Source organism: Bradyrhizobium brasilense (genome assembly GCF_029714345.1).
GTDB classification, from domain to species: Bacteria; Pseudomonadota; Alphaproteobacteria; order Rhizobiales; family Xanthobacteraceae; genus Bradyrhizobium; species Bradyrhizobium australafricanum.
Map to the genome: position 1 here is coordinate 5,086,174 of NZ_CP121669.1, position 16,682 is coordinate 5,102,855.

Annotated in this window: 19 protein-coding genes; 13 read left to right on the plus strand and 6 right to left on the minus strand. The window is 64.8% G+C overall.

Translation table 11 applies throughout. The features are described from left to right. Positions 1-85: 85 nt before the first annotated feature. Positions 86-763 (minus strand): nitroreductase, encoded by a 678-nt coding sequence (locus QA635_RS23955; RefSeq protein WP_092086314.1) that lies wholly within the window; start codon positions 761-763, stop codon positions 86-88. 149 nt (positions 764-912) lie between these two features. Between QA635_RS23955 and QA635_RS23960 the strand changes: the two genes are divergently transcribed. Further along, positions 913-1,161, plus strand: a complete 249-nt coding sequence (locus QA635_RS23960) for a hypothetical protein (protein WP_021079659.1) — start codon at positions 913-915, stop codon at positions 1,159-1,161. Positions 1,162-1,286: 125 nt separating this feature from the next. Here QA635_RS23960 and QA635_RS23965 read toward each other — a convergent pair whose 3' ends face one another. Both QA635_RS23965 and QA635_RS41580 read right to left on the minus strand, forming a co-directional pair. Continuing rightward, positions 1,287-1,532: a PilZ domain-containing protein gene (locus tag QA635_RS23965; protein WP_026192700.1), complete on the minus strand. Its 246-nt coding sequence runs from the start codon at positions 1,530-1,532 to the stop codon at positions 1,287-1,289. A gap of 70 nt (positions 1,533-1,602) precedes the next feature. Next, positions 1,603-2,223, minus strand: a complete 621-nt coding sequence (locus tag QA635_RS41580) for a helix-turn-helix domain-containing protein (protein ID WP_341850382.1) — start codon at positions 2,221-2,223, stop codon at positions 1,603-1,605. A 12-nt stretch (positions 2,224-2,235) separates the two neighbouring features. On the opposite strand from QA635_RS41580, the gene QA635_RS41585 reads away from it, so the two are divergent. The 4 genes from QA635_RS41585 (at position 2,236) to QA635_RS23985 (ending at position 4,546) form a co-directional block, all read left to right on the plus strand. Further along, positions 2,236-2,559: a hypothetical protein gene (locus QA635_RS41585; protein WP_341850383.1), complete on the plus strand. Its 324-nt coding sequence runs from the start codon at positions 2,236-2,238 to the stop codon at positions 2,557-2,559. 471 nt (positions 2,560-3,030) lie between these two features. After that, positions 3,031-3,993, plus strand: a complete 963-nt coding sequence (locus QA635_RS23975) for a DUF2336 domain-containing protein (RefSeq protein WP_283061766.1) — start codon at positions 3,031-3,033, stop codon at positions 3,991-3,993. Positions 3,994-4,001: 8 nt separating this feature from the next. Continuing rightward, a complete protein-coding gene (locus QA635_RS23980) occupies positions 4,002-4,304 on the plus strand; it encodes a PilZ domain-containing protein (RefSeq protein WP_028332307.1) in 303 nt (100 codons plus the stop codon). A gap of 50 nt (positions 4,305-4,354) precedes the next feature. Next, positions 4,355-4,546 carry a hypothetical protein gene (locus tag QA635_RS23985; protein WP_283061767.1) on the plus strand — a complete coding sequence of 64 codons (192 nt, stop codon included), beginning with the start codon at positions 4,355-4,357 and terminating at the stop codon, positions 4,544-4,546. 25 nt (positions 4,547-4,571) lie between these two features. Here QA635_RS23985 and QA635_RS23990 read toward each other — a convergent pair whose 3' ends face one another. Continuing rightward, a complete protein-coding gene (locus QA635_RS23990; RefSeq protein WP_283061768.1) occupies positions 4,572-5,447 on the minus strand; it encodes an MBL fold metallo-hydrolase in 876 nt (291 codons plus the stop codon). 110 nt (positions 5,448-5,557) lie between these two features. Between QA635_RS23990 and QA635_RS23995 the strand changes: the two genes are divergently transcribed. The 4 genes from QA635_RS23995 to QA635_RS24010 all read left to right on the plus strand — a co-directional run bounded on the left by QA635_RS23995 (position 5,558) and on the right by QA635_RS24010 (position 8,860). After that, a complete protein-coding gene (locus QA635_RS23995) occupies positions 5,558-6,466 on the plus strand; it encodes a dienelactone hydrolase family protein (protein ID WP_283061769.1) in 909 nt (302 codons plus the stop codon). Between the two features lie 65 nt (positions 6,467-6,531). Further along, on the plus strand, positions 6,532-7,506 hold the full coding sequence (locus QA635_RS24000) for a glycerophosphodiester phosphodiesterase family protein (protein WP_283061770.1): 975 nt from the start codon (positions 6,532-6,534) through the stop codon (positions 7,504-7,506). A gap of 76 nt (positions 7,507-7,582) precedes the next feature. Then, the gene (locus tag QA635_RS24005) at positions 7,583-8,215 is read left to right on the plus strand and encodes a DapH/DapD/GlmU-related protein (RefSeq protein ID WP_225163032.1); all 633 of its coding nucleotides are present in this window, start codon (positions 7,583-7,585) and stop codon (positions 8,213-8,215) included. A 108-nt stretch (positions 8,216-8,323) separates the two neighbouring features. Next, positions 8,324-8,860 carry an REP-associated tyrosine transposase gene (locus QA635_RS24010; protein ID WP_283061771.1) on the plus strand — a complete coding sequence of 179 codons (537 nt, stop codon included), beginning with the start codon at positions 8,324-8,326 and terminating at the stop codon, positions 8,858-8,860. Positions 8,861-8,916: 56 nt separating this feature from the next. On the opposite strand, the gene QA635_RS24015 is transcribed toward QA635_RS24010, so the two are convergent. After that, the gene (locus QA635_RS24015; RefSeq protein ID WP_283061772.1) at positions 8,917-10,539 is read right to left on the minus strand and encodes an ABC-F family ATP-binding cassette domain-containing protein; all 1,623 of its coding nucleotides are present in this window, start codon (positions 10,537-10,539) and stop codon (positions 8,917-8,919) included. Positions 10,540-10,698: 159 nt separating this feature from the next. On the opposite strand from QA635_RS24015, the gene QA635_RS24020 reads away from it, so the two are divergent. Then, entirely contained in the window at positions 10,699-11,142 is a 444-nt protein-coding gene (locus QA635_RS24020; protein ID WP_016843015.1) for a DMT family transporter, read from the plus strand. Positions 11,143-11,152: 10 nt separating this feature from the next. Here QA635_RS24020 and QA635_RS24025 read toward each other — a convergent pair whose 3' ends face one another. Then, positions 11,153-11,857 carry a GrlR family regulatory protein gene (locus tag QA635_RS24025; protein WP_283061773.1) on the minus strand — a complete coding sequence of 235 codons (705 nt, stop codon included), beginning with the start codon at positions 11,855-11,857 and terminating at the stop codon, positions 11,153-11,155. A gap of 285 nt (positions 11,858-12,142) precedes the next feature. Between QA635_RS24025 and QA635_RS24030 the strand changes: the two genes are divergently transcribed. From QA635_RS24030 to QA635_RS24040, 3 genes are all read left to right on the plus strand, one after another. After that, a complete protein-coding gene (locus QA635_RS24030; protein ID WP_283061774.1) occupies positions 12,143-13,234 on the plus strand; it encodes a hypothetical protein in 1,092 nt (363 codons plus the stop codon). Positions 13,235-13,379: 145 nt separating this feature from the next. Next, positions 13,380-16,154: a xanthine dehydrogenase family protein molybdopterin-binding subunit gene (locus QA635_RS24035; RefSeq protein WP_283071783.1), complete on the plus strand. Its 2,775-nt coding sequence runs from the start codon at positions 13,380-13,382 to the stop codon at positions 16,152-16,154. Continuing rightward, the gene (locus QA635_RS24040; protein WP_283061775.1) at positions 16,151-16,675 is read left to right on the plus strand and encodes a (2Fe-2S)-binding protein; all 525 of its coding nucleotides are present in this window, start codon (positions 16,151-16,153) and stop codon (positions 16,673-16,675) included. The genes QA635_RS24035 and QA635_RS24040 overlap by 4 nt, the downstream gene beginning before the upstream one ends. The last annotated feature ends 7 nt before the right edge of the window (positions 16,676-16,682 follow it).

Below are 16,682 nucleotides of genomic sequence, written 5' to 3' on the forward strand. Positions count from 1 at the left end.
GCAAATGCACCGGACACGCCCGTGCATCGCGCAACCGAGCGTGCCGCACGAGGTTGTTGCCCCTGAGCAAGCGAACGACGCGGCGCTAATCGGCAAAGCCGACGTAGCGGACAAAATCGTTGTTGGCCTCGCGGTCGGAGCGCACCGCATTGGCGGCAAAGCCGTCGTCGGGATAGCCCATCGCGACGCAGGTCATGATCACCTCGTCTTCCGGGATGTCGGCGACCTCGCGCACGATGTCGGAGCGCATGATGCCCTGGCCGTTGATCACGCTGCCAAGGCCGCGATCCCAGGCTGCCAGCACGATGCCGTAGCAGAGCGCGCCGAGATCGAAATGGCAGACCGCGCCCGGATCGAGGATCCGGTCGTAGGTCAGGACCAGCGACACCGGGGCATCGAATTGGCGGAAGCCGCGCAGCACCCAGTCCTGCCGCATCGGCTTGTCGTCGCGGGCAATGCCCATCGCGCCGAACAGCTTCTTGGCGATGTCGACCTGGCGGCCGCGATGCACGCCCTGGTACTCGCCGTGGCTGACGATGTCGCGCTTCACCTTGGCACCGGCGACCATCTCTTCCATGTTGCGGCGGCGCACTTCCTCCAGCGGCGCCCCGGTCAGGACGTGGACGTGCCAGGGCTGGGTGTTCATCGAGGACGGTGCGCGCTTGGCCACCTCGATGATCTCCTCGACCGTTGCCCGCGACACCGGCTGCTTCTTGAACCCGCGCACGCTTTTGCGTGACTGTACCAGCGTCTCGAATTCCATTCCGCGCTTCCCCGATTTTGTTCCGCGCTGCACGCGGATTTCCTTGATCTGATCGGGGTATTTTATCGACAAAATCGGCCATGGGAACTTGATCGGGCCAAGAATCCCGTATCCAATCCGGCCACTGGTTTGGTTTAGGGAGAACCCAGATGAAGCGGATTTTCTTGGCGGCCGTGATCGCGACCTTTGCCGCCGGTTCGGCATTTGCACAGGACGCCTCCTGCGAGACGAAAGCCGTCGGCAAGGATGGCAAGCCGCTGGCCGGCGCGGCCAAGACCTCGTTCATGAAGAAGTGCACGACGGATGCCTGCGAGACCAAGGCGGTCGGCTCCGACGGCAAGAAGCTCGCCGGCGCGGCCAAAACCTCGTTCATGAAGAAGTGCCAGAGCGGCGCCTGAGCCCCTCGCCGACGCCTTTTCACCCGTCATCGGGACAGACTTCAATCGGGACAAACCATCGGGTCGCGCAGGGCGCGGCCCGAACGGCTATTGGCCGGTGAATCGCCCCTGATCGGCGGGCGCCCTCAGAACGAGACGCCGACCCGCACGCCCCTGCTCCAGACCCGCCGGCAACGCTTCCTGGTGTTGCCGTGAAACATTTCGAAACGTTCCGGCAACTGGATCGGCTTGGCAAACTCCAGGCAGGCCCCGCCGGCCGAATAATCCACCAGCCGGCATTCGATCAGCGGCGCCTTCGGTTCAAGCTGGAGCTTGACCACGCTGGACACGCATCCGCTCGGACGAACACGCGCAAATCTCCGGGGATGCATCAGGCCGCCTCTGGTGAAATCGTACCCACAGGCTCGTCGGCGGCCGTTAAGATTCCGTTCAGATCGATGGTTACGAACCGTGTCCGCGGGACGGATCGGCGCGGGTGGCGCCCGGACGGCGCGAGGCGGCCAGCGTCTCCGACGGCGCTTCCCCGAACTGCGACCGATAGCTGCGCGAGAAATCGCTTAAATGCCAAAATCCGTAGGCCAGCGCGCACGTCTTGACGCTGGGCGCACCGGCCAACAGTTGCTGGCGCACCAGCCAGAGCCGGCGCAACCGCAGATAGCGATGCAGGCTGACGCCCCGGTAGCGCTGGATAGCGTCATGCAGCGTGCGCACCGACACGCCGATCTGCCTGGCGAGTTCGCCGCTGTAGATCGGGTGCGCCACGTCGCCTGCCAGAATTGCGCGCGCGTCGTTGAAGACCTTGAACTGGCGCGTCGTGTTGGCCCGCGTCGTCCACTTGGCCGGCACGATCTCGGCGAAGGCGTTGTCGATCGCCGCAAGCAGCGTCTCCTTGATCGACTCGCCGCTAGCGAACGGGGCATCCTCGGTCGGCTGCGAGGTCACGAGCAGGATGTGCCTTACCACTTCACGCAGCCGATCCTGCGCGCGTTGAGAAATTTCGTGAATGCTGAAATGAAGACCCGCCTGCGGCCAGCCGCGGTCGACAATCTCCGGCGTGAACATCACCGAGGCATATTGGCGGGGCGTCTGCTCCACCGACGAGTAGAACGCGCCGCCGCCACCGAGCACAATGACCGCGCGATCGCGCTCGACGCCGTTGAAGCGGATCGGGACTCCGTCATCCATCGTGAAGCCGACCGCGGTGGTGTGCGGCGCAAGCTGCGCGTCGACGATCCGCGGAAAGGACTGCGTGTAGTTGAGCTCGCATCCCGGCAAACTCAGGATGACCTGCTCGGCCGAAATCTTCCGCGCAAGTGGCGTGAAATCAACATCCAGATTTCGGATCGAACTCCGGAATGCATCAACATCGTCAAAACGAAAGACTCTCGGCACCGGTAATGGCGCCGTCAAATGACCGCTCCCGTGAAATGCTCTTGAAAAATTGCGCGCGACGCGGCGCCTTGCGCGCCGGCCGCATCAATAAATTCCATGCACAAAATGCGAATCGTCCAATAGGTTCAATCAGGAAAAATGCGGTCCGTTCGTCGCACCGGACAATCCGCCAATGTAACGCGGCTGCCGAATTTCGATAGTCTTTAGCGGGATATCCACCGCCGCGATCGGCCCTCCCCATCAATTTCTATACCCCTATTAAAGATTCGAGGAGCAGATTGGCATCGGGAACGATGATGTTCCTCGTCGCGGACCATTTTAGAGACCGCAATGACAGTCATTGCCTCGCCCGATCTTATTGCCAAACTCGACCATGTCTTGAAAGCTGGCTCGCCCGACCTCCGCACGCGCATGCTGCAGGAGGTGGCCGGGTTGTTTCTCGAAGACGCTCACCGCCTCAGCGCGCACCACGTCGAGATGTTCGACGGCATCCTGGTTCGCCTGACCGAGAGCGTCGAACTGCGGACCCTGACCACGCTCAGCCGCTCGCTTGCCGATTTGCGCCTGGTGCCGCGGGAACTCGCGCGCCGCCTGGCCAACCACGACGACGCCGACGTCGCCGCTCCGATCTTGCGCAAATGCGAATGCCTCCCCGATGCCGACCTGATCGACATCGCCTGGATGCGGGCCGAGGGACACCTCTGCGCGATCGCAGGACGCAAGGCCGTCAATGCGGAGCTCACGGACATTCTCCTGATGCGAGGCGACAGCAGCGTGCTTCGAGTCCTCGCGCGCAATCCCGGCGCTGATCTGACCAGCGCGGGCCTCGCCATGATGGTCGATGCCGCCGAGCGCGACGACGACATCGCCGACGCGCTGATATCGCGCAGCGACCTGCCCCACCGCGTTCTTGTCGACCTCGTGATGCGATCAACGCCGCGCCAACAGGCCGGGCTGCTCAAACGCGCACGCCCCGACATTCAGGACGCGATCCGCGCTGCGATCGATGCCAGCGCAGCCCGCGCCTCCGCAACCCCACCAGCCACAATCGACTATGCGGAGGCGCGGGCCACCGTGCTGGCCTTGAACAGAACCGGGCAGTTGAACGATTCCAGCGTCAACCGTTTCGCGATCAGGCGAGAGGTCCGCAACGTCGTTGCGGCGCTGGCGCAGCTCGCAACCGTTCCGATCGAGACGATCGCACCGCTGATGGAAGCCGCCGACATCAGCGGGCTCGTGATCGCCTGCCGCGCATCGCGACTGAGCTGGAACACGACGGCTGCCATCGTCAGCTACCGGAAGGCCGGGCTGACGGTTGCACCCGATGAGCTGCAGCGCGCACGGGACATGTTTGAAGGACTGGCGCTATCCAACGCGCAGCGCACGATCCGGTTTGGTTCGCTTAGCGAGCTGACCGCGAAGCGCTCCCAGGCAGTGTGAGTGATGCAATGACGTATGGTGACCGCAGGGCGGAACGCGTGAGGCTCGAGACGCGCTATCCCGTCAACCTCATGGGTGTCGACGGCACGTGGCGGCGGAGTTGCATCCTGCTCGACGTCTCGCAGAGCGGGGCCCGGCTCGAGGTCGACGGAACGCTCGATGTGCTGAAGGCCCAGGAGTTCTTCCTGGTGCTGTCCTCGCGTGGACTGGCCTTCCGCCGCTGCGAACTGGTTCGCGTCGACGGCGCCGAGATCGGCGTGAGGTTCATCGAAGAGAGACGGCGAAAGGGACGCCCGGTCATTCCAAGGTGAGGATTGCCAAATGTGGATTGGCGCAACCGGCCCGAAGGGAAGTTGACGACATGACCGTGCAGAGAGCGACCAACATCACGGTATCGACCGCCTCCGCCGCACCGTTGCGCGGGACCATCGAGATCGACTGCGCCGGCACCGTCGCGACGTTTGCGATCGACGAGGAAATGGCGCATCGCCTGTGCGCCGATCTGGAACGGTTCCTGACCCAGGTCCCGCGCCGGACCCGCGCAGCGCGGTGACCTTGAGCTGCCGACTGTCGCGCGCCTACTCCCGCTTGAAGCGATAGTCGAAGCGATCGCCATCCGCCTTGATCAGGCCGACCGTCGGGGCCGGAAAATGGATCGGCAGGATCAACGTGTCGGTCTCGGCAACGGAGGCAAAGAATTTCCGCCGCGATAGTGCCGACTGCTTCGGGTCCCAATCGGGCTTGGCCGACCATTCCGGTTCGCGGCACTGGATCGCATGGTGCATCAGGTCGCCCGCGACCACCGCGCGCTGCCCCTTCGAGAAGATATTGACGCAGCAATGGCAGGGCGAATGGCCGGGGGTCGGCGTCAGCGTCACGGTGTCGTCGAGCGCGTAGTCGTCGTCGACCAGGAGCGCCTGCCCGGCTTCGACGATCGGCAAGCAATTGTCGCGAAACACCGTGCCGGGCGGATTGGCTCCCTTGGCGTTCTCGGCCTCCCAGGCCGCATACTCGCCCTTGTGGAAGACGTATTTGGCGTTCGGGAAGGTCGGCACCCAGCGCCCGTCGCGCAGGGTGGTGTTCCAGCCGGTATGATCGATATGCAGATGGGTGCAGAACACGTAGTCGATCTGCTCATAGGAGATGCCGAGCGCGAACAGCTCGTTGCGCCAGCGCTCCTTGCCCGGGAAGTCGAACGGCGGCGGGTGCCCCTTGTCCTCGCCGGTGCAGGTATCGACCAGGATGGTGTAGCGCGGCGTCCGCACCACGAAGGTCTGATAGGTGATCACCATCATGCCGCGCGCGGCGTCGAAGACCTCCGGCTCCATGGTCTTCAGATGATGCTTGAACACATCGTCGTCATAGGTCGGGAAGAAATCCTGCGGCCGCCGCCACGGTCCTTCGCGCTCGATCACCGCATCGATCGTGATGTCGCCGATCCTGATCTGCTTCATGGTTGTTTCGCTCCCGGTTTTTTGTAAAGCGTAGCGGGCGGCACTTCGCCTCACAAGCCGAGCGCCGTGCAGCACGCCATGCGGCTTTGCATTGCTGGAGGGAAACAACCATGCCGCAATTCATCCGAAATCCTGCTCATGCTGCGGGAATGACCCATCGCGCGATTCCGATCGTCCTCCTGATGCTCGCGACATTGCCGACAGCCTCGGCAGCCGCGCCCGACACCGTTTTCTTTTCGAGCGCCGACGGCAAGACCGAGATCGTCGGCTACCTGTTCAGGCCGCAAACGCCGGGTCCGCACCCCGCGATCGTGCTGCTGCACGGCCGCGGCGGGCCCTATTCGATCAACGTCAACAGGGACTGCACGCTGGTGTCGCGGACCAATCCGTCGGCGGCCTGCAATGCCGGCAGCCTGTCCAAGCGCCACGCGATGTGGGGACAGTATTGGGCCGACCACGGCTATTTCGCGCTGCTGCCGGACAGTTTTGGGCCGCGCCGCAAGGCGCACGGCTTCGGCCGCTTCACGCATGACGATCCTGATCGCACCGACGTCAATGAAAAGACCGTGCGGCCGCTCGACGCCGAGGGTGCGCTGAGCTGGCTGCGCAGTCAGAACGAGATCAGCGGCAACCGCATCTTCCTGCAGGGATGGTCGAACGGCGGCAGCACCGCGCTGAACGTGATGCAGCGGCAAGGCGCGACGTCGGGCTATCGCGCCGCGCTCGTGTTCTATCCGGGCTGCGGGCCGGCCGCGCTGCTGGCGCAGACGCTCAGGTCGGCAGCACCGATCACGATGTTGCTCGGCACGGACGACGAGGAAGTATCGCCCGACCGCTGCCGAGACGTCGCCAGCCGCTCCGTTGCTGCCGGCAGCAAGATCGACGTCGTGGTTTATCCGGGTGCCACCCACGATTTCGACGATCCCGGCCGTCGCCGCCAGTCGAATCCCGTCAACAGCGCGGCACTCCAGGACGCGATGGTGCGGGCGATTGCCGCAGTGGACGGCTTGAAGGATTAGGCCGCCGCAAATCGACCAGAAAGCCCCCCTACCCGGGCCGGCGATCCAGCAAGGAACCGAGTCGCTTGGGCAGGAAACTGAAATACGCGGCAGCGGCGATCGTTGCCGTCGCCGCCGCAATCTACCTCAACAACACGAGCCTTCTCGCAACGCATGCCGACGGCAAGCCGGTGCTGCTCGCCCATCGCGGCATGGCGCAGCGTTTCGACGAGCGCGACCTCAAAAACGACACCTGCACCGCGGCGCGCATGCTGCCGCCGACCCACGACTATCTCGAGAACACGATCCGCTCGATGCGGGCGAGCTTCGATCGCGGCGCCGATATCGTCGAGCTCGACGTCCATCCGACGACCGACGGCGAGTTCGCGGTGTTTCACGACTGGACCGTCGATTGCCGCACCGACGGCCAGGGCGTCACCCGCGAGCAGCCGATGGCGCGGCTGAAGATGCTCGATATCGGCTTTGGCTACACCGCCGATGGCGGCAAGACCTTCCCGTTCCGCGGCAAGGGCATCGGCCTGATGCCGTCGCTGGACGAGGTGCTGAAGACGTTTCCGGATCGCCGGCTCTTGATCAACGTCAAGAGCCGTGATCCCGCCGAGGGCGAGAAGCTCGCAACGGTCTTGAGCCGGCTCCCCGCCGAACGGCGCAGGCTGATCATGGTCTATGGCGGCGACGAGCCGATCGAGACGATCCGGCGGCTTTCGCCGGAGACCCGGACCATTTCGCGCGCGGCGCTCAAGAGTTGCCTCGTCCGCTATATCGGCTATGGCTGGACCGGCATCGTGCCCGATGCCTGCCGCAACGCCATCGTGCTGGTGCCGATCAACTACGCGCCCTGGCTCTGGGGATGGCCGGACCGCTTCCTCAGCCGCATGGCCGCGGCCAACAGCGGGGTCTTCGTGCTCGGGCCTTATCAGGGCGGCGAATTCTCGACCGGGGTCGACGATGCCGATCTGTTCCGCCGCCTGCCCGAAAGCTATTCCGGGGGGATCTGGACCAACGAGATCGAGACCATCGCCCGCCTCGCCGGGCGTTAGATCCGGCCTCCTCCTGTCATCTCTCCGTCATAGAAATTGTGCGACTGAAGCGGCTCGTCGCATCGAGGACAACGCTATGAACGCACCGAGCCTGACTCGCCCCAAGATCGCCGAAACCGTCATCGAGCCGACGGTCAAGCTGCGCGAGGTCAAGGTCGGACGTTGCTGCGAGGTGCTCGGCGACACCGCGATCGAATACACCGAGCTTGGCGACTACTCCTATCTCGGCAGCGGCTGCATCGTCGCCGACGCCGTGATCGGCCGCTTCTGCGCGATCGCGGCGCAGGTCCGGATCGGCGCGCCCAATCATCCGCTCGAGCGCCCCTCCCAGCATCGCTTCACCTACTGCCCGGAATACTACACGGCCACAGCCGAGCGCGATCATGACTTCTTCAGGAACCGACGCGCGGATCGCGTCGTGATCGGTAACGACGTCTGGATCGGCCACGGCGTGATCGTGTTGCCCGGCGTCTCCGTCGGAGACGGCGCGGTGCTGGCGGCCGGCGCCGTGGTCTCGCGCGATGTCGCACCCTACACCATCGTCGGCGGCGTGCCGGCCCGGCCGATCAAGGAGCGGTTCAACCGCAAGATCGCCGCCGAGCTGTCGCAGATCGCCTGGTGGAACTGGCCGGCTGAAACCATCTGGGAGCGCCTGCCCGAATTCCAGTCCGGCGATGTCGAGGCGTTTTGCGCGCGGTGGCGGGCTTGAGCACAGGACTGACCCGGATTTCGCTTCGCTTCATCCGGGCTGCGGGATAGAGCCGTTTGACTTCGTAGCCCGGATGGAGCGAAGCGAAATCCGGGGTAAGCTAGCCGCATGGTACAATATCGGCGTAACTTCATACCCGGCGGCACGTTCTTCTTCACGGTCACATTGGAAGATCGGACTTCGTCGCTACTGGTCGAGCAAGTCGGGCTGTTGCGCGATGCCTTTCGCGCATCGCGCGCCAAAAAGCCGTTCACGCTGGATGCCATCGTGATCCTGCCAGATCACCTGCATACGGTCATGACGCTACCACCCGGCGACAGCGACTTCCCGGATCGCTGGCGGCAGATCAAGAGTCACTTCACGCGCGCCGTTGTTGCCGCCGGCGTGCCGCTCTCGGTAAACCACCGCGGCGAGTACCCGCTTTGGCAGAGACGGTTTTGGGAACACACCATCCGCAATGAACGCGATCTCGAACGTTGCGTCGACTACGTCCATTACAATCCGACCAAACACCGCCTCGTTTCCTCGCCTGTCGACTGGCAACACACGTCTCTTCACCGATATGTCCGGGATAGGATATTGCCGGCTGATTGGGGCGGTGGCGGAGCTATGGATAACGACGACTTCGGCGAGCGGAAGGACTGACCCGGATTTCGCTTCGCTTCATCCGGGCTACGAAGTGGACGGGGTAATCGCGAACGCTAGCTCCGCAGTCCCGGCGCTTCCTGGCCGGTACGCGCGACATATTCAGTGTAGCCGCCGCCATATTGATGGATGCCGTCAGGGGTCAGCTCGAGCACGCGGTTGGAAAGCGCGGCGAGGAAGTGCCGGTCGTGCGAGACGAACAGCATCGTGCCCTCGAACTCGGAGAGCGCATTGATCAGCATCTCCTTGGTGGCGAGATCGAGATGGTTGGTCGGCTCGTCCAGCACCAGGAAGTTCGGCGGATCGAACAGCATCTTGGCCATCACCAGCCGCGCCTTCTCGCCGCCCGAGAGCACCCGGCACTTCTTCTCGACGTCGTCGCCGGAGAAGCCGAAGCAGCCGGCGAGCGCGCGAAGGCTGCCCTGCCCGGCCTGCGGAAACGCGTCCTCCAGCGACTGGAACACGGTGCGCTCGCCGTCGAGCAGGTCCATCGCATGCTGGGCGAAATAGCCCATCTTGACGCTGCCGCCGACCGCGACCGCGCCGTCGTCGGGCTCGGTTGAACCGGCGACCAGCTTCAGGAGCGTCGACTTGCCGGCACCGTTGATGCCCATCACGCACCAGCGCTCCTTGCGACGGATCATGAAGTCGAGGCCGTCATAAATGCGCTTGCTGCCATAGGCCTTGTGGACTTTCTTCAGGCTGACGACGTCCTCGCCGGAGCGCGGTGCCGGCTGGAATTCGAACGCCACGGTCTGCCGCCGCCGCGGCGGCTCGACCCGCTCGATCTTGTCGAGCTTCTTCACCCGGCTCTGCACCTGGGCTGCGTGCGAGGCGCGCGCCTTGAAGCGCTCGATAAACTTGATCTCCTTGGCGAGCATCGCCTGCTGCCGCTCGAACTGCGCCTGCTGCTGCTTGTCGGAGAGCGCGCGCTGCTGTTCGTAGAACTCGTAATTGCCGGAATAGGTGGTGAGCTGGCCGGCGTCGATCTCGACCACCTTGTTGATGATCCGGTTGATGAACTCGCGGTCATGCGAGGTCATCAGCAACGCGCCCTCATAGCCTTTCAGGAACTGCTCGAGCCAGATCAGGCTTTCGAGATCGAGATGGTTGCTCGGCTCGTCGAGCAGCATGACGTCCGGACGCATCAAGAGGATGCGCGCCAGCGCCACCCGCATCTTCCAGCCGCCGGAGAGTTTGCCGACGTCGCCGTCCATCATCTCCTGGCTGAAGCCGAGACCCGCCAGCGCCTCGCGCGCGCGGCCGTCGAGCGCATAGCCGTCGAGCTCCTCGAACTGATGCTGCACCTCGCCATAGCGCGCGATGATATCGTCCATCTCGTCGGCCTTGTCGGGGTCGGCCATCGCGGCCTCGAGTTCCCTGAGCTCGGCCGCGACCACGCTGACGGGTCCTGCCCCATCCATCACCTCGGCGACCGCGCTGCGGCCGGACATCTCGCCGACATCCTGGCTGAAATAGCCAATCGAAATGCCGCGATCGAGCGAGACCTGGCCCTCGTCCGGGATTTCCCGGCCCGAGATCATCCGGAACAGCGTGGTCTTGCCGGCGCCGTTCGGCCCGACGAGGCCGATCTTCTCGCCCTTCTGGAGCGCCGCGGAGGCTTCGATGAAGAGGATCTGGTGGCCGACTTGCTTGGAGACGTTATCGAGGCGGATCATGCTCTGATACTGGCGAACTGGGGGTTTGCGGCCTCTTATTCGATCTGGGACGTGGGTGGAAGCCCATTCCGCAGGTTCGTGCCGCGTTTCGTGCATGCCACGATCGTTGCCAATCGAATATGACATGAAGCGGTTCGACGATCGGTTTTGGGGCATCTTATGCAAGTCTGGTTTCTCTATCTGCTCGCGCTCGGCGCCGGCATTTGCGTTGCCGTTCAGCAGGTCCTGAACGGCAATCTCAGGTCCGCCCTCAACTCGCCGGCCTGGGCCGGGCTCGTCAGCTATCTCGGCGGGCTCGTGACGATGGCGGTCGTGCTGGTCGCGACGCGCGAGCCGGTGCCGTCCTGGAAGCTGGTGACGGCGGTGCCATGGTGGGCCTGGAGCGGCGGCGTCCTCGGCGGCATCTTCATCCTGCTGATGATCCTGCTGCTGCCGCCGCTCGGCGCCGCGACCCTGCTGGCACTGGTGGTTGCGGGTCAAATGCTCGCGGGCATCGCGATGGACCATTTTGGCCTGTTCGGGCTGGCGCAGCACCCGGTGTCGGTTTCACGGCTGGCCGGCATCGCGCTGATCATCGGCGGCGTGCTTCTGATCAAGGATTGACGGGCTCTCGTCAGGCGCGGCGCATCAGCCGCAATTCGGCGGACAGGCGAAGGCTGCGCTTGCCGGCCAGCGCGATGCCTTCGAGCTCGGCACCGTCCGCACCGCACGAACCGGCAAAGCCGATGCCGACTTCATAACCGCCGAACACCGGGTACTCGCCCTTCGCCGGCGTATGCTCCTGGTTGACGATCTCGCCTCGCCAGCGGCCATCCGCTGACGAATACGAACCGAGATAGTAGAAGAACGCATCGCCGCCGAGGATGCGGCCGTCCATCAGCAGCATGACCCCGGTGAGCCCGGCATCGACACCGTCGAGCGCGCGCAGATGGATCGAGTACAGTCCGTTGACGATGCCGCCGGGACCGACCGCGCCGCGCGGCGGCAAGGCCTCGTCGTCGAGCGGCGCCAAATTCGCCCAGAACACGCCGTCCGGCATGGCGTCGGCCTTGCCCTCGAGCAGGATGGTGGAACCCTCGCTCCTGCCGCGCACCTTGATGACGGTGACGTCGACGCCCATCAGCGGCTTGTAGTTCGGATCGTCATTGTGGCGCTCGGTGATCACCTCGGCGGCGATCTCGCCTTCCGTCACCTGATAGGTGCCGAGATGGGCAAAGGCCGAATTGCCGCCCAGCATCTTGCCGTCATGCATGCACATGATGCTGCGGCCGAATGCGCCGTTGATGCCGTACTCGACCTTGTAAAGTCCGTTGAGCACGCAAAAATCCAAAAAATAAAATTGATTCTGTTCGCCACATAGCACCAGGCCGAACGCCGCACCATTGCGTCTTTTGGCGCAGGCAAGCCCGCAATGTCCGGGTGTGGACAGCAGCCGATTCGTCGCTTAGCTGTAGGCACCGCCCGCGTCGTGCTGCGTCACGCGGGATCCGGTCTGCCGGTTCTCTACTCTCCCAGTTCATTGTGTCCAAGCATTTGCGCATTCCGCCAATGGTCGCGCGGCCGCACCCGGCCTCGACACAGGCGAGGCTTCGAGGAGCATCACATGATCAATCGCTTTGGTCTGGCCGCCGCGCTGGCGCTGCTGCTCGGCAGCAGCGGCACAGCCCTGGCCCAGTCGCTGCCCGACTATATGGGGCCGATCTCCGGTAAGACCTCATCAACTCCGGCCGACGTCGCGACCAAGGACGTGCTCGCGCTCAACACCGGCATGTTCGAGCTCTATGGCGATGCGGCGCGGATCTTCCAGAAGAACATCCTCGACAAACACCCCGTGATCCTCGGCCTGTTCTCCGGCGCCGGCGGCCGCCTGATCCTGTACCGGCCGGGCAAGCCGCCGACCGAAGCGCCGCAGGTGCCGATCGTCTATCAGCTGCTCAAGTCGGTCGGCCACAGCACGATGGCGTTGGCCGAGGTGGTCGGCCCCTATGTCAACAATCCCGACGACAAGGCGTGGCGCGGGTCGATGCAGGCCTATCGCAGCCGGATGCAGTCGGCGCTCGACGGGCTCGATGCCACACCGATGCAGGCGGACTGGCGCGACAACAACCGTGCCATCCTCAAGAACAACATCGCCTTCATGGATGAATGCCTCACCGCCGGCGCGATCCCCTTCGCGACGCTCGAGGCGTTCGGCAAGAAGCAGGCGCCGCTGCTCGCCAGGAACGTCGCCTGGGCCGCACAGACCCAGGTCGCGCACTGGATGACGGTCATGGCCGACTGGAAATCCCAGCTCGGCGCCGACTGGGACAAGACCTACGGCGCGAGCAACACGATCTATGTGGCGCGGCAGAACAACGTGATCTTCAGCGTGCTGGCGCAGTTCTTCGGGCCTGACGCCATCAACAGCCGCCTGATGCTGATCGAGACGATCTCCTTCACCACCACGCCGTCGGACATGCTGGAGTCGCTGACCCGGATCATCGCGGACCGCTCGGTCGGCGCGCTGTTCTTCGGCAGCTATCACCTGATGGACTATGAGCTGATGGGGGGCGACGCGCGCGAGGCGATCATCGCCGAGACCAAGAAGCGCGGCATGACTGCCTTCCTGCCGCCGCTGGTGCCGTTCGGTTCCAAGCAGTGGCCGACGCTGATCACGCCGGGTCCGGGACCGGCCACCATCGCCGACCTGAAGTGAGACCAAAGCTACAAGTGAGGCAGCTACGACCTATTGCGGCGTTGCGGTTGCGCTCGCTTTGCCGCAATACTTTCGCGTGTATTGCACCAATTGTTAAACCCCGGCGCGATATGCCGTCGTCGAGGTGTCGATGAAAGATCAGACCATGCGGCCTTCGCGACGCGATTTCGTGAAGTGGTTGTCGGCAGGCGGCATCTCGGTCAGCCTGTCGCATCTGGCGCTGGCGAAGGAACCGGCTTTCGCGACCCGCGAGACGCTGCCCGGCCGCGGCCATTTCAACCCGGCGGAAAAGGGCGCCGGCCGTGTCGACGGCGTCGCCAAGGTCACTGGCGCAAAACTCTACGCGTCCGACTTCCGCGCCGCCGACATGCCGGGCTGGCCCGCGACCACCGCGCACGCCATCCTGGTCCGAGCCGATGACGCGACGCATGTCTATGCCGGCATGGACCTCGCCCGTCTCGATGGTCCGGCAAAGCCGTCGGTTATCGTAACCGCTGCCGATCTCGACCGGATCGGCACGCGGGTCCCGGAGTTCTACACCGGCGACCTGTTCTGCCCGGTCGGCAAGACGCCGCTCTATCTCGGACAACCGGTCGCGCTGTTGATCTTCGAGCAGTTCGACGCCTTCGACCGCGCGCGCCTCGCGCTCCGCGACGGCGGCTTCGTCAAATTCGGCGACGAGACCGGGCCGGTCATCCTGCCGAACTACGGCGCGTATCGCTTCACGCGCGTGGCGGGCGCCTCGCCTGACGCGCCCGACGTCTATTCGCCGATCCAGGCCGGTTGGGTTTCGCCGAGCCGCATCCAGAACGCGGCGCTGCCGGTCTGGCTGCCGCTCGCCAAGGAGACCAAGGCCGACTACGCCAAGGCCGCAACCCATGGCGAAGCGATCCGCGCCCAACTCGCCAAGGACGATCCGACACAGCTCGTGCTCGACCGCGAGTTCGAGACCCAGTCGGTCGATCCGATGTTCCTGGAACCGGAGAGCGGGCTCGCCTGGTACAGCGACAACAGCGGCAATCTCGAACTGGTGCTCGGCGTGCAGTCGCCCTATGAGGCGACCGAGTCGATCGCCTTCATGCTCGGCAAGGCTCGCCCGCCGTTCCGGCCCTCGCACATCAACGCGCAGTTCGCCCATGTCGGCGGCGGCTTCGGCGGCCGCGACCATACCCCGTTCGTGCTTTACGTGGCGCTGGCGGCGATGTTCTTCCCGGGCCGGCCGGTGCGGCTGGCGCAGGACCGCTACCAGCAATTCCAGGGCGGCATCAAACGCCACCCGATCAAGATGCGCTCGCGGATCGGCATCGATCGCGCCACCGGCAAGATCACGGCATTTGCCGCCGATCATGTGCTCGACGGCGGCGGGCTCGCCAACTTCTCCGCCAATGTCGCGGTCGTCGCCGCGACCGCTGCGATCGGCATCTACGACATCCCGAAAGTCGACGTCACCACCGTGGCGCTGCATTCGCGCGGCGTGACCGCGGGCTCGATGCGCGGCTACGGCACGCTACAGACCATGACCGCGCTCGAAGTCCTGATCGACGAGGCGGCGAGCGAGCTCAAGGTCGATCCGATCGTGTTCCGGCGCAACAATGCGCTGAAGCAGAACGGCCGGACCATGACCGGCAATCCCTACATCGTATCGGTGCGCACGCCTGACATCCTCGACAAGCTCGAGAAGCATCCGATCTGGCAACAGCGCGCTGGCTTCAAGCAGAAGGCGCCGGAAGGACGGCTGGTCGGCACCGGCGTCGCCTGCGTCACCAAGGATTACGGTTCGGGCGCGGATTGCTCGCTCGGCCGGGTCGAGATCGATCCCGACGGACGGATCGCGATCCACTGCGACCATGTCGAGATGGGTAATGGCGTCGGCACCGCGCTCGCCAACCGGGTCGCGAGTCATCTCGGCGCCGTCGCCGATGAGGTCGCGGTCTCCCGGGTCGACAGCTATGACGCGCTTGGCCTCGTTACCTCGGGCGATCCCTACACGATGGATCAGAAGACCCAGGATATCGCCGAGAGGAACCCGCGCTGGGTGCCCGCGATCAGCTCGGCGACCAGCGCGTCGATCGGCGCCCATGTCGGCACGCACTCGTCGGCCGAGGCGGCCCGCGTCATCTTCCGCTTCGGCCTGTGGCCGGCGGCGCTCGAGCTCTGGCACATCGCCAAGGCCGATCCCCGCGCCCGCCAATGGGACAAGGCGCGCTGGAAGGATGGCCAGCTGGTGCTCGACGATCTCGCGCCGCTGCCCTTGCCGAAGCTCGCCGCGACCGCGCATGCGCGCGGCTTCGTCACCGGCGCCATCGCGCATAGCTTCTCGCGCTGGGCCTGGTCGCGCGCCCGCTTCCCTCTGGTCGGCGAACAGTATCGCGCCGAGATCGACGCGCTCGCTGTTCGTCGTGGCCGGAGCCAATTCGAGCGGATCGACCGAACAAGCGTTAAATTCCCGCCGACCGACAACAACCGGATCGGCACCGCCTACACCTCGATGTGCGGCACGCTGGTCCGCATCGAGATCGAGCGCGCGACCGGAATCCTGCGCATCGCGAAGGCCTACAGCGTGTTCGAATGCGGCCAGGCGCTGGTGCCTGAAGTGGTGCTCGGCCAGTCGCATGGCGGGTTCGCGATGGGCGTCGGCTACGCCCTGCTGGAAACCCTGCCGCCGTTCGAAGGCGGGCCCGGCAACGGGCAGTGGAATCTCGGCCAGTACCTGATCGCGCGCGGCTCCGACCTGCCGCTGCACGATCTCGAGATCGAGATGCTGCCGCCGCTGACGCCGGACGAGCCGCCGAAGGGCATGGCCGAGGTGGTGATGATCCCGATCGTGCCGGCGCTGCTCAACGCCATCAACGATGCCACCGGCCACCGCTTCCGCTCACTGCCGGTGACAACGAGCCTGCTCAAGGGAGCGCTGGCGTGACGACGCTCAACCTTACCATCAACGGCCAAAAGCACGGCCCGATCGAGGTCCGCGACGACCTCTCGATGAACGATTTCCTTCGGGAAATGCTCGGGATGACCGGCACCAAGTTCGGCTGCGGCGCCGCGCAATGCCTGAGCTGCGCCGTCATCATCGATAATCCCGACGGCACGAGCTACACCACCCCGACCTGCGTGGTGCCGGCCGCGAATTTCGACGGCAAGGCGATCCGCACCGTCGAGGGCCACACCAGGGACGGCGAACTCTCGGCGTTGCAGCGCGCCTTCATCGACCACTTCGCGTTCCAGTGCGGCTATTGCACCGCCGGCTTCCTCAACGAAGGCCAGGTGCTGCTCGAACGGCTGGCGAAAACGCCGGTGGCGCGGGACCAGCTCGAGAGCGTCATTGCGGAGGCGCTCGACGGCCATCTGTGCCGCTGCACCGGCTACATCAAGTATCACCAGGCGGTGCGCGACGTGATCCTCGCCGATTCCAAACGCTATCTGACCGCCAGCAAGTGAGCGCGCG

Bases quoted from the DNA above. Each gene is read 5' to 3' on its own strand.
- QA635_RS24030 (WP_283061774.1), top strand. From the start codon at position 12,143: ATGATCAATCGCTTTGGTCTGGCCGCCGCGCTGGCGCTGCTGCTCGGC.
- QA635_RS24015 (WP_283061772.1), bottom strand. From the start codon at position 10,539: ATGATCCGCCTCGATAACGTCTCCAAGCAAGTCGGCCACCAGATCCTC.
- QA635_RS23955 (WP_092086314.1), bottom strand. From the start codon at position 763: ATGGAATTCGAGACGCTGGTACAGTCACGCAAAAGCGTGCGCGGGTTC.
- QA635_RS23980 (WP_028332307.1), top strand. From the start codon at position 4,002: ATGACGTATGGTGACCGCAGGGCGGAACGCGTGAGGCTCGAGACGCGC.
- QA635_RS24005 (WP_225163032.1), top strand. From the start codon at position 7,583: ATGAACGCACCGAGCCTGACTCGCCCCAAGATCGCCGAAACCGTCATC.
- QA635_RS23965 (WP_026192700.1), bottom strand. From the start codon at position 1,532: ATGCATCCCCGGAGATTTGCGCGTGTTCGTCCGAGCGGATGCGTGTCC.
- QA635_RS23985 (WP_283061767.1), top strand. From the start codon at position 4,355: ATGACCGTGCAGAGAGCGACCAACATCACGGTATCGACCGCCTCCGCC.
- QA635_RS24010 (WP_283061771.1), top strand. From the start codon at position 8,324: ATGGTACAATATCGGCGTAACTTCATACCCGGCGGCACGTTCTTCTTC.
- QA635_RS23995 (WP_283061769.1), top strand. From the start codon at position 5,558: ATGCCGCAATTCATCCGAAATCCTGCTCATGCTGCGGGAATGACCCAT.
- QA635_RS24020 (WP_016843015.1), top strand. From the start codon at position 10,699: ATGCAAGTCTGGTTTCTCTATCTGCTCGCGCTCGGCGCCGGCATTTGC.
- QA635_RS24035 (WP_283071783.1), top strand. From the start codon at position 13,380: ATGCGGCCTTCGCGACGCGATTTCGTGAAGTGGTTGTCGGCAGGCGGC.
- QA635_RS23990 (WP_283061768.1), bottom strand. From the start codon at position 5,447: ATGAAGCAGATCAGGATCGGCGACATCACGATCGATGCGGTGATCGAG.
- QA635_RS23975 (WP_283061766.1), top strand. From the start codon at position 3,031: ATGTTCGACGGCATCCTGGTTCGCCTGACCGAGAGCGTCGAACTGCGG.
- QA635_RS23960 (WP_021079659.1), top strand. From the start codon at position 913: ATGAAGCGGATTTTCTTGGCGGCCGTGATCGCGACCTTTGCCGCCGGT.
- QA635_RS41580 (WP_341850382.1), bottom strand. From the start codon at position 2,223: ATGTTCACGCCGGAGATTGTCGACCGCGGCTGGCCGCAGGCGGGTCTT.